The following is a 13,477-nucleotide window of genomic DNA, read 5'->3' on the forward strand; positions in this document are numbered from 1 at the left end:
TTGTAAATATGTAAACATCATAGGGCGAAGAGGCTGTTGCACTTAATACAACAGCCTCTTCTGTAATAAAACTTATTTTCAAAAATTTTTATTCGTCCCAGCCTTCATAAAAACGGATATTTACGGAAATATTTCTTACAATATCCCCTTCCTTTAAATTCATATCACTGACGTCTGAAACAGAAGGCAGGGAACAGTCTTCTTCAGAAAGCTCAAGGCTAATCCAGTTGTAAGCGGCTTCATTGGCATCGTCAACAGCATCTTCTAAGGTGTCGCCCTTTGCATAACAACATTCTAAATCAGGAAAATACCCCTGATAACTTCCATCATCTGTTTTGCTGAAAACAGCAGGATATATAAATTTCATAATAATCTCCCTTCTAAGTCTAAAACAAGATAAGAAAAGTATATAACAAAAAAGAATAGGATACAACAATAGAATTCCTCTGTATTTTTTGAAATTTTGCCTGAAATGGCATTGAAAAGTTTAGAGTTGCCCGCAAACCTTGGAAATATTCAATGTTTGCGGGTGATTTGAATTGTTTTTGTGTTATAGATTATTCAAGTATTACATTTTAGAAATAAATTCATCCAGTGATTGGACGGTTAATGCTGTCTGCATCCAAGTTTCAACTACTTCTATATCCTGCTGCTCTTGTAAAGTTTTTAAAAGAGTGTCAGGTAATTGTCCGAATTTTTCTAAGGTCATCTGAAGCATTTTCTTTGCCATTTTTAGTTGACCTTGCTGCATACCTTCTTTTCTTCCCTCTCTGCGTTCATCTTGCATCAATAATTCCAAAAGCATAAATCTCTCCTCCATTTCCCTGCTCCCCTTGATATGGGTGACTGATTTCTGCACTTGCCTTACATAATCATCTTGAAAATCCTTTTGACTTTCTTTTAAGTCTGCATGTACAAATCTCAGAAAAGAAACCAGCTCCTTTGGCACATCTTCTTCATCTTCTCCACAGGTGTTCAGGAACATAATACAGCGTCCGTCTTTTAAAGATACCTTTTTAGTTTCTTCACAAGCTGTGCGAAAAGTATATCGGTATTTCCTTTCACCAAAAGGATCAAAGTCGCAGAGAAAAATTACATAGCTATCAGGAAGTTCTTCATATTCACATCCCTTTGCTAAAAGCTCCATATCCATCTGGCTTTGATAATAACGACTTCTGCGACCAAGAGCCGGCTGTTTTAGCACCTGCATCTCTACGTTATAACGTGTATTGTTTCCATCTTTTGCATAAACGTCTAGTCGTACGCCTTTATACTCCGGATGATAAACAATACTTTTCTCTGTACTGATTTCTACATGGGCGATTTTAATAGAAAGAGCACGCTCTAAAAAGCCTTTGCAATTTTCTTCATCTGACATGACTGCTGCAAACATAAAATTATTTTTGATTGTAAGATTTTTAATAAGGTATTCATATTTTTTCCTCCATCTTACAGAGGAATTCTATGAAGTAAAGTATAGCAGATAAAAAAAGGACTTACAATCATTAAAAAATATATTAACACAGAAATATATTTTTCGCTGTGCAACATTTAAACTTGACAATACATGATATGTAACGTTATATTATATATAATAAAAAGTGGGAGGTAATTGATATGAAAAAATTTCATACGGAAATTAATAAAGTATTTTTGCAGTTTAGAAAAAAGCAAATCCTTACCATAGCACTTTCTGCTCTTATGGTATTGTCCAAATTTTTGCTTTTAATGATTATGCAGAAAGCAGTAGACAGTATTACCAGCAATAAGCTTGAAGTGACGATTGGTTATTTAAAAGAAAGTATGCTGTTGATTTTTGCATTTTTTTTGATTAATTGTATTTTTCAATATTTTTTCAGGGATTTGGAATATACATGTCATTATGCTTTGGTGAAAAGTCTTTTTGGAAAAGCAGTAGATAAAAAATATATTTTTCATGAAAAACATTCATCTACATTATTATTATCTATGATTAAGGAAGACAGCAAATTTATTTCTGACTGGAAAAGTATTGGATTAATCGCAGTAATTAGCAATGCAATTACTTTAGTTATAGCTTTTGTGATTTTGTTTTATTATAATGTTCTGATTACCGTATTTATTTTGGTAATTATTATAACCTGTTTTGCTCTTACTCATTATATCAGCAAAAAAATCGGAAATAAGACTTATGATTTGCAGATTTCTAATTCTGAGATGAACCAGAGAATTATGGAGTCCTTCAATGGAATAAAAGACATAAAGCAGTATCGAAAAGAGGATTTTTTTAAGAAGCAATTAGATGGATTTATTGACAGAGATACTTATCGGCATAGCAAAAGCATTTCCAGACTTTCCGCAGTTTTTACGTCTATTTATGCAGTTTTGACAACAGCATTACCGATTTTGGCATTGATAGCAGGGGTGCTTTTGATTTTAGCCGGACAATTTACAATTGGGCAGTTAATTACTACTTATGCACTAATTGGGAATTTACAGGAACCGGTTTTGGCTATTCCGGAAATGTTAAATCAGCGCAGACAGGCATTATCTATTCAGGAAAAAATTATGGCAATTTTAGAAAAAGAAGATGCCATATATTTGAAAAATACTTTAGATAAATTACAAGAATTTTCTATGGACTCGAAAGAGTATCAGTTTGAAGATGGGAAAACGATTTTAAAGAACCTTAAACTGGTGATAAAGAAAGGAAACCACATTCTTCTAAAAGGTGAGAGCGGAAAAGGGAAAACAAGTGTATTAAATTTAATTTCCAGATTTTATAGCACACAGGGGCAGGCAATTACCATGATGTATAACCAGATTTCTATTGATGCTATTTCTCCTGACAGTTACTATGAGCATGTAATACAGGCACAGCAGATACCATATATTTTCAAAGCTTCTTTATTTGATAATATAGCATTAGGTGAAAGTTATAGAAAAGAAGATGTGAAAGAAATACTTCAAGTTGTGTGTCTGGAAGAACTGGTACTGGAAAAGGGAATTGATTATCAAATTGAAGAAAAGGGAGAAAATCTTTCAGGAGGTCAGAGACAGAGAATTGGAATTGCAAGAGCATTGATACGAAAGCCGGATATACTTATGCTGGATGAACCCACCAGTGCTTTAAATGAAGAATTGTCAAAGATTTTGGTAAAACGTGTTGTGGAGTATTGTATTCAAAATGAAATTGCCTTAATCACTGTCTCACACAGCGAAGTATTTGAAGAATATTATGAGACAAGAGGATATGAAAAAGTTGAGAAGATAATACTGCAATAGAGGTGTATTAAGCGGGAGACTGTCGCTTCAAACAGTACTCCCGAATAACAGCTCCTTATAATTTATGCGTGATAAGGGCATATTCCCAAGGGTTTGTATTTTCTTCTTTTGTGCTGTGTTCTTTTAAAAAGTCGTAAATTTGGTTCATGAGTAATGCAGCATCTTCATCCGATAAAAAAGCAATGCCGGTCAGAATATTGCCATGGAGGCAGGAGGCTTCTAAAAGCTGTTCTTCATTTTCGCATTCCGGTACATGCTCATGAAAAGTTTTGAGACATCTTTCAAGGATGCTTCGTACATCATTTTCCAGAATTAAATCACGTTCTTTTTGAAGTTCTGTTCCAGAACCTAAACTAATCATTGCATCGGTCAAACGAAAAAAACGGGCACAAATTCCTCGGATTTGTTCGGTATGATCCAACGCTACCACACCAATGGACTCTAGCTTTTTTATATGAAATTGAATAGAAGAAGCTGAAATGCCAAGAGCATTAGAGAGGTATTTCGGCGTAACGGGAACACCGGCACGCTGCATTTCATGAAGAATTTCCTGACGAACAGGGTTCATGTAAATTTCCAATTCTTTTTTTGTTCTGAGTATGATTGTTTCCATAGTCACTCCTAATTTATAATCCACGAATATACTTCTATAAAATATATTTTTATAAAATGTATTATAACATGGTGTACAGAGCGCTTCAACAGTTGCAAGGTGTTTCAGTTCATGATAGTATAAAGAGATTAGGAAAGTAAAGGAGAACAGACATGAGTTCTTATGAAAGTTTTGCCAGTGTGTATGATATGTTTATGGATAACATTCCATACAGAGAATGGTGCAGATATTTAATCGGTCTGTTGCAGGAATATGGCGTACAGGATGGATTGGTTTTGGAATTAGGATGTGGCACAGGGAAAGCCACAAGACTTTTATCAAGAGCAGGCTATGATATGATAGGGATTGATAATTCTCCCGATATGCTGGAGATTGCTCTTGAAAAAGAAGGAAAGACAAAAGACGATATTTTGTATCTTTTACAGGATATGCGCTCTTTTGAATTATATGGAACAGTGCGTGCGATAGTTTCTATATGTGACAGTATAAATTACGTCATTGAGCCGGAGGATTTGCTTAAAGTATTTAAATTAGTCAATAATTATCTTGATCCGGGTGGGGTATTTATATTTGACATGAATACCAAATATAAATATGAAGAAATTTTAGGTGAGTGTACCATTGCAGAAAACAGGGATACAGCCAGCTTTATCTGGGATAACTATTATGACTGTGAAGAACAGATTAATGAGTATGATTTGACATTATTTATTCCGGAGGAAGAAGCAGGAAAAAATATGTACAGAAAGTACGAAGAAATTCATTATCAGAGAGCTTATGATATGGAAGAAGTAAAAAATCTTCTGGCAAAGGCAGGTATGGAATTTGTAGCTGTATACGATGCTTTTACTCATCGACCACCAAGAGCAGTCAGTGAGAGAGTATATATCATAGCAAGAGAAAAAGGAAAAACAAGACAACAGGAGAAATAGAAATATGAAAGATTATATTGTAAGAGCTACCGCAGCGAACAGCCAAATTCGTGCGTTTGCCGCTACAACAAGAGAAATGGTAGAATTTGCCAGAGCAGCGCACAATACCAGCCCTGTGGCAACGGCTGCACTGGGACGTCTTTTGACAGCAGGTTCTATGATGGGAATTATGATGAAAGGTGAGAAAGACCTTTTAACCTTGCAGGTAAAAGCAGGAGGTCCTTTAAACGGGATGACGGTGACGGCAGACTCAAAAGGAAATGTAAAGGGCTATGTGGGCAATCCAAATGTGGTTATCCATGCCAATGAAAAAGGCAAATTAGATGTTGCAGGCGCAGTAGGCGTAGGTTTTATGAATGTTATTAAGGATATGGGATTAAAAGAGCCGTATGTAGGGCAAACTGTTTTACAGACCAGTGAAATTGCAGAGGATTTAACGTATTATTTTGCCACCAGTGAACAGGTTCCGTCCTCCGTGGGACTGGGCGTTCTTATGGAAAAGGACAATACGGTGAAGCAGGCAGGGGGCTTTATTATTCAGCTTATGCCGTTTACAGAAGAAGCAGTAATTGAAAAATTAGAAGAAAATTTAAAAAATGTAACCTCTGTAACAGAGCTGTTGGAAAAAGGTCATACACCGGAAAGTCTTCTGGAAACACTTCTTGCAGGATTTGATTTGGAAATCAATGAAAAAGTACCTACCCAGTTTCATTGTAATTGTACAAAAGAAAGAGTAGAAAAAGCATTGATCAGTATCGGAAGAAAAGAAATTCAGGAACTGATTGATGAAGGAAAAGAAATTGAAATGAATTGTCATTTCTGCAATAAGAATTATATTTTTACAGTAGAAGAATTAAAGAATATTTTAAAAGCGTGCAGAAAATAAAAGAAGCAGGAAAGGTGTGGTAAGTAATGAAGGATGGTTTCATAAAAGCAGCAGCAGCAACACCACAAATTGAAGTGGCAGATTGCATCCATAACACACAGGAAATTATAAAAAAAGCAAAAGAAATGAGTGCAGAGGGAGCCAGAATTCTGGTGTTTCCTGAGCTGTGTATTACAGGCTATACCTGTCATGATTTATTTTTTAATGAGACTTTATTACAGTCAGCAAAGAAACAGCTTTTGGTTTTAGCAGAGGAATTAAAAGATACAGAGGGACTCATTTTTGTAGGACTTCCTTTGGAATATAATGGGAAACTTTATAATACGGCAGCGGCAATTAACAGAGGAGAAATTCTGGGAATTATTCCAAAACACAGCATTCCTAATTATGGTGAATTTTACGAAGCAAGGTATTTTACATCAGGCAGAGATATAGAAGGCGAGATAAAACTGGGAGATAAAATGGTTCCTTTCGGAAGTAAGGTGTTGTTTGAATGTGAAGAAATGCCTCAGCTTTGTATTGCAGCAGAAATCTGTGAAGATGTATGGACACCTGTATCACCGGGATTGTTTCATGCTATGGCAGGAGCTAATGTAATTGTAAATCTCTCTGCCAGTGATGAAGTCGCAGGAAAATCCGAATATCGCAGAGATCTGGTAAAAGGTCAGTCAGCAAGACTTTTGTGTGGGTATATTTATGCTACTGCAGGAAATGGTGAGTCTACACAGGATTTGGTTTTTGGAGGTCAGAATTTAATCTGTGAAAATGGCAGTGTTCTTGCAGAAGCACAGTTATTTAAAAATGAAACGATTTATGCAGTATTAGATGTCCAGAAACTTCGTGGAGAGAGAAGAAGAATTTCTACATGGATGGAGGAGAAAGGAGAGAAGCATCTTCATATTTCCTTCCATTTACCAATGGAAGAAACAGAACTGCAAAATAATTTTGCAAAAAATCCTTTTGTTCCGGATTGTGATTTGGAGAGAGCAAAAAGATGCGAGGAAATTCTTACCATACAGGCAATGGGACTGAAAAAGAGAATGGAGCACACAAGATGCAAATCAGCTGTTCTGGGTATTTCAGGCGGTTTGGACTCCACGCTTGCACTTCTGGTTACTGCAAGAGCCATGGACTTTATGGGATTGGACAGAAAAAATATTACGGCAGTGACAATGCCATGTTTTGGAACTACAGACAGAACATATACAAATGCCTGTGAGCTTACCAAACGTCTGGGGGCAGAGCTTTTGGAAGTAGATATTAAAAAGGCTGTTTTGCAGCATTTTGAGGATATTGGTCACGATTATAATGTGCATGATGTTACTTTTGAAAATGCACAGGCAAGAGAGAGAACCCAGGTTATTATGGATATTGCAAATCAGCAGGGCGGTATGGTAATCGGAACGGGAGATTTCTCAGAGCTGGCGCTTGGATGGGCAACTTATAACGGAGACCATATGTCTATGTACGGTGTAAACGGCGGTGTGCCAAAAACCATGGTTCGCCATTTGGTTCGCCATTATGCGGATACCTGCAAAGAAGAAAAGCTTGCAGAAATTTTAAGAGATGTTTTAGATACACCGGTAAGTCCGGAATTACTGCCTCCAAAGGAAGGGGAAATTGCACAGAAAACAGAGGATTTAGTAGGACCTTATGAGCTTCACGACTTTTTCCTCTATTATATGCTGCGTTTTCATTTTTCACCTTCTAAGATTTACCGTATTGCCAAGAAAACCTTTGCGGGAATTTATACAAAAGAAGAAATTTTAAAATGGATGAAAAAGTGCTATTGGAGATTTTTCTCACAGCAGTTTAAACGTTCCTGTCTGCCGGATGGACCAAAGGTAGGAAGCGTATCGGTTTCACCGAGAGGAGATTTGCGTATGCCAAGTGATGCCTGCGTGAGAATTTGGATGGATGAAATAGAAAAATTAAATTAAAAAATTAAGAGCTGTTACATTAAGAATATGGATACATTTTAGGCTCAGTTTGCGCTTACTTTGAGCTTGTAATCTCAAAGTGTGCTCAACAAATTCGCTAAAAATGTATCCATATTCTCACTATCTACCTAGTGGAACCGCTTTTTTTTATTTTCTGGCTTTTTCTAAGGCACTGTCGATGGCTTCTAAAAGCAGCATAGAGGTGTACTTGTTTTCCTCAGAATAGGTGATGTTTTCTGTGGACTGTGATGTATAAATCTGGTCGGAGAGTGCATCAAGGGCAGGCTCTACCAGGGGATACATGGCAGTGGTGGTTTCACTGAGATTGACAAGGGAAATAGAATTAATGTGGTTTTCATCTACAGTAACCTCCACGTCAAAGGTATTGTCATTTAGAGTAATAGGGCTGGTGTAAACACCTGCATGATATATAGCATCTGCACTGGCAGGATCTGCATTTTTATTTTTTCCAAACATTAAAAAAAGCAAAACGGCCAGTACAACGGCCAAAACTACAAAAATCCCGGTATAAATAACTTCCTTTGTATGTAAAACGACAATTTTAGTTTTTGAACTCATGGCTGCACCTCCCATATTCCTTTTTATAGCATATTACAGAAATAAGAAAAATATACCTGATAATTTCAACTGCTTTCATTGGAATTTAAAAGAAATTCATGATAAAATGGACACCGAAAGGAGAATAGACACTTATAATGAACATGAAAAAACAATACAAGGGAATTTTTTATATTATTTTATCTGCATTTTGCTTTTCTCTTATGGACATGTTTGTTCGTATGTCAGGGGATTTACCTTCTATACAGAAAAGCTTTTTCAGAAATATTGTGGCGGCAGTTTTTGCCTGTGCTTTCGTATTAAAAGACAGAGAAGCCTTTCAGTGGAAGAAAGGAAGCGGGAAATATTTAATTTTACGATCGATGTTTGGAACATTGGGAATTTTATGTAATTTTTATGCCATTGATCATCTGGCATTAGCAGACGCATCTATGCTGAATAAAATGTCCCCATTTTTTGTAGTGATTTTCAGTTTTTTACTTTTAAAAGAAAAAGTGACAGTGACACAGACGCTTTTAGTTATCGGCGCTTTTTTGGGAAGTTTGTTTGTAGTAAAACCTACGATTTCTAATCTGGATTTAGTACCGTCTTTAATTGGACTTTTAGGAGGTCTGGGGGCGGGGGCTGCATACACTATGGTTCGAAAATTGGGAACCATAGGAGTAAAAGGGCCTTTTATCGTATTTTTCTTCTCCACTTTTTCCTGTGTAGTTACATTGCCGTGGCTGATTTTTGATTATCATGTCATGACTTTGGCACAGATTGTTATCCTGTTGATGGCAGGGCTTTGTGCAGCAGGAGGGCAGTTTGCTATTACCGCAGCATATTGCTATGCGCCTGCCAGCGAAATATCAATTTATGATTATACAAAAGTTATTTTTTCCATGATTTTAGGATTTATTATGTTTCAGCAAATTCCTGATTTTTACAGCTGGATTGGATATATAATTATCTGCTTTATGGCTGTTCTTATGTTTTTTTATAATAAAAAGAGAGGTACAAAATGAGATATAAATTATTAGTCTTAGATATTGACGGAACGGTAACCAATTCCAAGAAGCAGGTTACAGAGAAGACGAGAAATGCAATTTTAAATTTGCAAAAAAGGGGAATTCCGGTAGCAATTGCGTCAGGGAGAGCTCCACAGGGAATTTATTCTGTTGCCAAGACATTGGAGCTTGATAAATTCGGAAGCTATATTATGCCTTTTAACGGAGCCAGAATTGTAAATTTTCAAACAGGAGAATGTATTTACTCAAAGACACTTCCGCTGCATCTGCCTGCCAGATTATGGAAAGACGCAGTGGAGAACGGAATTGGTATTGTAACTTATGATGAGAAAGAAGTTATCGCAGGGATGAAACCTGATAAATATATGCTCCTTGAGGCAAAAATCGCAGGAATGCCTATTGCATATCATGAAGATTTTAATACTTATGTGGATTTTCCGGTAAATAAATGCCTTATGACAGGAGAACCGGAAGATTTGGAGGCATTAGAGCCTGTATTTGCGCAGAAATATTTTCATGAGGCGCAGATTTTCCGTTCAGAACCATACTTCTTAGAGGCTACACCCAAAAATGTAGATAAAGCCTACTGTCTGAAGCATCTTTTGGAAATACTGGGAATTCAGAGAGAAGAAATGGTTTGCTGTGGTGATGGATTTAATGATATTTCTATGATACAGTATGCCGGACTTGGTGTGGCAATGGCAAACGCTCAGGAAAAGGTAAAGGCAGTGGCAGATTATGTTACCCTTTGTGACAATGACCATGACGGAATTGCGGAGGTTATTGAAAAGTTCTTTTAAAAGCAGCAGGAGGTTTTTATGGCATTACAATTTATTTTCGGCGGAGCAGGTGCAGGAAAATCTTATTATCTTTACAACAAGATTATACAGCAGTCCATAGAAAATCCGAAAAAACAGTATTTGATTTTAGTACCGGAACAGTTTACTATGCAGACGCAAAAAGAGCTGGTTACCATGCATCCTAGAAAGGGAATTCGCAATATAGATGTACTGAGTTTTGAGCGTCTGGCATTTCGTGTGCTGACGGAAATGGGAGAGAGCCAGAGAACACTTTTAGAGGAAACAGGAAAGAGCATGGTCCTTCGGAGAGTTGCTCAGGAAAAGAAAAAAGAGTTGAAAATACTGGGTGCGAAAATGGACAAGCAGGGTTATGTTTCCCAGATGAAATCCATGGTATCAGAACTGCGCCAGTACGAAATTTCCACAGAAGATCTAGAGGATGTACTGGAAGATTTATCGTCTTCACCGGAGCTGTATTATAAATTGCAGGATATAAAAACATTATATCAGGGATTTTTTGACTATCTGGAAGGCAGTTTTATTACACAGGAAGAGGTGCTGGATGCCATGGGCAGAGTAGCGCCCCAGTCGAAAAAATTAAAAGACAGTGTGCTTGTTTTGGATGGATATACAGGATTTACACCTATTCAGCTCCAGCTTTTGGAAACGCTTTTAGGAATTTGTGAAGAGGTTTATGTGACAGTTACTGTTGCGGCAGGGGAAGACCCTTATAAAATGGGAAGTCCTCATGAATTGTTTTATCTTAGTAAACAGACGGTGGCAAGTCTTTTAAGAATTGCAAAAGACAAGAAAATAAGCTGGAAGGAATATTGGATACCGGAAGGAAAGGGGGAGTATCGGGGCAGATTTAAAGATAATCCCCCTATGGTTTTTCTGGAAAAGAATGTTTTCCGATACAGAAGGAAAAAATATCTAAAACAACAGGATGCAGTTCAAATTTATGAAGCCCAAAATCCGGCCAGTGAAATGGAAATGACAGCAGGAGAAATCCGTCGTCTGGTGAGAACGGAAGGGTATCGATACAGGGATTTTGCAGTAATTACAGGTGATATGCAGGTCTATGCGCCGGCAGCTGCAAGAGCCTTTGCGCGGTATGAAATTCCCTGTTTTATTGATGAAAAACATTCGGTATTTCTCAATCCTTTTGTGGAATATCTGCGGGCAGCTGTAGATATGATTGTAGAAAATTTCAGCTATGAAAGTGTATTTCGTATGCTGCGATGTGGGTTGAATGATATTTCTGCAGAGGAAGCAGACCGTTTGGAAAATTATGTGATTGCCATGGGAATTCGCGGTTTTTCCCGCTGGCATCAGGAATGGGTGAGAAGTTATCGGGGAGAAAATCCGGAAGAATGTGTACAGATTGATAAAATAAGAGCAAGTCTTGTGGAAAAATGGGAGCCTTTTTATAAGAAAATGAAGACACCGGATGCTTCTGTGAGGACCTATACGGAAGCACTGTATCAGTATATAACGGCAAATAAAATTCAGGAAAAATTAAAAGAATTTACAAAGAATTTTGAAGCAGAGGGCAATCTTTCTCTGGTAAAAGAATACAGCCAGATTTATGAAATTGTCATGAACTTACTGGATAAGCTGGTGGAAATATTAGGAGATAAAAAGGTTCGTATTCGGGAATTTAAAGAGATTTTGGAAGCAGGACTTTCAGAAGCAAAGGTGGGAATTATTCCTCCGGCTTATGACCAGGTTTTAGTAGGAGACATGGAGAGAACACGATTAAAAGACATTAAAATTGTGTTTTTTGTAGGGGTAAATGAAGGGAAAATTCCAAAGGAACAACAGGCAGGAAAGCTGTTATCGGATTTAAACAGAGAGGAGCTAAAGGGCTCTTTAAAAGAAAGAGGTTTGTCCTTAGCGCCTACGGCAAAGGAAAATCTCTATACGCAGAAGTTTTATCTCTACTTAAATCTTACAAAACCCAGTGAAAGAATTTATCTTTCTTACAGCCGATTGAGCAGCAGCGGAGAGGCAATGTCACCTTCTTTTTTAGTTGCACAGATACAAAAACTGTTTCCTGATGCCATGAGGGAGTGGGATGTTCCACTATTTGCTGAAAGCAAGTACGGAGCCTTGGACAGATTGTCAGAAGAAATGCGAAAACAGGACAGGACATCTCCTGTATTTGAAGAACTGATGAGCTGGTTTACCTCCCAGAAGGACTATGGAGAGCTTGTCAACAGGCTGATTGATGCTGCATATTATGTAAATCCACAGGAAAGTATCAGTAAAGGCGTGGCAGAAGCTCTTTATGGAACAGAGCTTTCCAACAGCGCCAGCAGGCTGGAGCAGTTTGCAAAATGTGCCTGTTCCCACTTTTTAAGCTATGGATTGATGCTGCGGGAACGTGTCCGCTATGAGTTCAGTATGGCTGACATGGGTACACTTTTGCATAACAGCCTTGATTTGTTTGCACGAAAAGTGCGGGAACAAGGGAAAAGCTGGGTGGATTTGGAAGATGAAGAGAGAGATACTCTGGCAGAAGACTGTGTAACGGAAGTTGTGGAAAAGTCAGGGGAAACCATTTTATTAAGCAGCGCCAGAAATGCTTATACCATTAACCGTGTGAAACGTATGGTAAAACGAAGTGTGTGGGCGTTGCAAAAGCAGTTAAAACAGGGAGAATTTTATCCTGCCCTTACGGAGTGGGCTTTTGGAGAAAAAGATAATATAGACAGTCTGAATTTTGATTTAGAGTCAGGACAAAAACTGCATTTGAAAGGACGAATTGACAGAATTGATGTGTGTCAGGATAAAGAAAATCATCTCTATGTAAAGGTCATTGATTATAAATCAGGAACAACTCAGCTTGATTTGATAAAGCTTTATTACGGACTTCAAATTCAGTTAGCGCTCTACTTAAATGCAGCTATTGAGCTGGAAAAAAAGCGTTTTCCGGACAAGCTTGTACAGCCGGCAGGAGTGTTTTATTATAATACGAAAGACCCGATTTTAAATAAAGAAGATGTGAAAAATCCGGAAAATCCACAGGAGGAAATCTTAAAGAAATTGAAGATGGACGGAATTTGCAGCGCTGAGCCAGAAATTTTGCAAAAGCTGGATAAAAATCTGGCAGCAGGAAAAAGTGTGGAGTCTTTTGCAGTGCCTGTAAAATATACGGCAAAGGGGACTTTTTCCAGTAATTCCAAGGTGGCAAATCAGGAAGAATTTGCTATTATGATGGATTATGTACAGGACAAGGCAAAGAAAATCGGCAGGGAGATTTTAAAGGGAAATACCAGTGTAAATCCTTTTGAACGGCAAAAGGAAAATGCCTGTGAATATTGTCCATATAAAGAAGTTTGCGGATTTGATGAAAAACTTCCGGGATATGGATACCGCAGGCTGGAAAATTACAAGTCTGAGGAGCTGTGGCGGTTAATGAAAGATGAAATGGAAAGGAGGGAAAAGTAA

The 13,477-nt window shown here is 37.5% G+C and carries 11 protein-coding genes; 7 read left to right on the forward strand and 4 right to left on the reverse strand.

The features are described 5' to 3' along the window. Nucleotides 1–88: 88 nt before the first annotated feature. Together BQ7352_RS06980 and BQ7352_RS06985 are read right to left on the reverse strand one after the other, a co-directional pair. On the reverse strand, nt 89–367 hold the full coding sequence (locus BQ7352_RS06980; RefSeq protein ID WP_072448140.1) for a type II toxin-antitoxin system HicB family antitoxin: 279 nt from the start codon (nt 365–367) through the stop codon (nt 89–91). Nucleotides 368–568: 201 nt separating this feature from the next. Beyond that, nucleotides 569–1,393: an Rpn family recombination-promoting nuclease/putative transposase gene (locus BQ7352_RS06985; protein WP_072448142.1), complete on the reverse strand. Its 825-nt coding sequence runs from the start codon at nt 1,391–1,393 to the stop codon at nt 569–571. A 224-nt stretch (nt 1,394–1,617) separates the two neighbouring features. Between BQ7352_RS06985 and BQ7352_RS06990 the strand changes: the two genes are divergently transcribed. After that, a complete protein-coding gene (locus tag BQ7352_RS06990; RefSeq protein WP_072448144.1) occupies nt 1,618–3,264 on the forward strand; it encodes an ABC transporter ATP-binding protein/permease in 1,647 nt (548 codons plus the stop codon). Nucleotides 3,265–3,319: 55 nt separating this feature from the next. Here BQ7352_RS06990 and BQ7352_RS06995 read toward each other — a convergent pair whose 3' ends face one another. Next, nucleotides 3,320–3,877: a helix-turn-helix domain-containing protein gene (locus BQ7352_RS06995; RefSeq protein ID WP_072448147.1), complete on the reverse strand. Its 558-nt coding sequence runs from the start codon at nt 3,875–3,877 to the stop codon at nt 3,320–3,322. A 152-nt stretch (nt 3,878–4,029) separates the two neighbouring features. Between BQ7352_RS06995 and BQ7352_RS07000 the strand changes: the two genes are divergently transcribed. Genes BQ7352_RS07000 through BQ7352_RS07010 form a run of 3 tightly spaced genes read left to right on the forward strand, consistent with a single transcriptional unit; the run spans nt 4,030 to nt 7,635 of the window. Then, a complete protein-coding gene (locus BQ7352_RS07000; protein WP_072448149.1) occupies nt 4,030–4,809 on the forward strand; it encodes a class I SAM-dependent DNA methyltransferase in 780 nt (259 codons plus the stop codon). 4 nt (nt 4,810–4,813) lie between these two features. Continuing rightward, nucleotides 4,814–5,695: an Hsp33 family molecular chaperone HslO gene (gene hslO, locus BQ7352_RS07005; RefSeq protein ID WP_003022924.1), complete on the forward strand. Its 882-nt coding sequence runs from the start codon at nt 4,814–4,816 to the stop codon at nt 5,693–5,695. A 26-nt stretch (nt 5,696–5,721) separates the two neighbouring features. Further along, on the forward strand, nt 5,722–7,635 hold the full coding sequence (locus BQ7352_RS07010) for an NAD(+) synthase (protein WP_072448151.1): 1,914 nt from the start codon (nt 5,722–5,724) through the stop codon (nt 7,633–7,635). Nucleotides 7,636–7,782: 147 nt separating this feature from the next. On the opposite strand, the gene BQ7352_RS07015 is transcribed toward BQ7352_RS07010, so the two are convergent. Then, nucleotides 7,783–8,214: a hypothetical protein gene (locus tag BQ7352_RS07015; protein WP_072448154.1), complete on the reverse strand. Its 432-nt coding sequence runs from the start codon at nt 8,212–8,214 to the stop codon at nt 7,783–7,785. A gap of 137 nt (nt 8,215–8,351) precedes the next feature. On the opposite strand from BQ7352_RS07015, the gene BQ7352_RS07020 reads away from it, so the two are divergent. From BQ7352_RS07020 to addB, 3 genes are read left to right on the forward strand one after another with little or no spacing between them, the layout of a single operon-like run. Continuing rightward, on the forward strand, nt 8,352–9,221 hold the full coding sequence (locus tag BQ7352_RS07020) for a DMT family transporter (protein ID WP_072448156.1): 870 nt from the start codon (nt 8,352–8,354) through the stop codon (nt 9,219–9,221). Then, the gene (locus tag BQ7352_RS07025; protein WP_072448158.1) at nt 9,218–10,024 is read left to right on the forward strand and encodes a Cof-type HAD-IIB family hydrolase; all 807 of its coding nucleotides are present in this window, start codon (nt 9,218–9,220) and stop codon (nt 10,022–10,024) included. The genes BQ7352_RS07020 and BQ7352_RS07025 overlap by 4 nt, the downstream gene beginning before the upstream one ends. 18 nt (nt 10,025–10,042) lie before the next feature. Next, a complete protein-coding gene (addB, locus tag BQ7352_RS07030) occupies nt 10,043–13,477 on the forward strand; it encodes a helicase-exonuclease AddAB subunit AddB (RefSeq protein ID WP_072448161.1) in 3,435 nt (1,144 codons plus the stop codon).

This window comes from Blautia sp. Marseille-P3201T, assembly GCF_900120295.1.
Taxonomy (GTDB): Bacteria; Bacillota; Clostridia; order Lachnospirales; family Lachnospiraceae; genus Blautia.

Excerpts from the sequence above, each read along its gene's own strand:
- hslO (WP_003022924.1), top strand. The coding sequence starts at position 4,814 with ATGAAAGATTATATTGTAAGAGCTACCGCAGCGAACAGCCAAATTCGT.
- BQ7352_RS07010 (WP_072448151.1), top strand. The coding sequence starts at position 5,722 with ATGAAGGATGGTTTCATAAAAGCAGCAGCAGCAACACCACAAATTGAA.
- addB (WP_072448161.1), top strand. The coding sequence starts at position 10,043 with ATGGCATTACAATTTATTTTCGGCGGAGCAGGTGCAGGAAAATCTTAT.
- BQ7352_RS07025 (WP_072448158.1), top strand. The coding sequence starts at position 9,218 with ATGAGATATAAATTATTAGTCTTAGATATTGACGGAACGGTAACCAAT.
- BQ7352_RS06980 (WP_072448140.1), bottom strand. The coding sequence starts at position 367 with ATGAAATTTATATATCCTGCTGTTTTCAGCAAAACAGATGATGGAAGT.
- BQ7352_RS06995 (WP_072448147.1), bottom strand. The coding sequence starts at position 3,877 with ATGGAAACAATCATACTCAGAACAAAAAAAGAATTGGAAATTTACATG.
- BQ7352_RS07000 (WP_072448149.1), top strand. The coding sequence starts at position 4,030 with ATGAGTTCTTATGAAAGTTTTGCCAGTGTGTATGATATGTTTATGGAT.
- BQ7352_RS07020 (WP_072448156.1), top strand. The coding sequence starts at position 8,352 with ATGAACATGAAAAAACAATACAAGGGAATTTTTTATATTATTTTATCT.
- BQ7352_RS06990 (WP_072448144.1), top strand. The coding sequence starts at position 1,618 with ATGAAAAAATTTCATACGGAAATTAATAAAGTATTTTTGCAGTTTAGA.
- BQ7352_RS07015 (WP_072448154.1), bottom strand. The coding sequence starts at position 8,214 with ATGAGTTCAAAAACTAAAATTGTCGTTTTACATACAAAGGAAGTTATT.
- BQ7352_RS06985 (WP_072448142.1), bottom strand. The coding sequence starts at position 1,393 with ATGTTTGCAGCAGTCATGTCAGATGAAGAAAATTGCAAAGGCTTTTTA.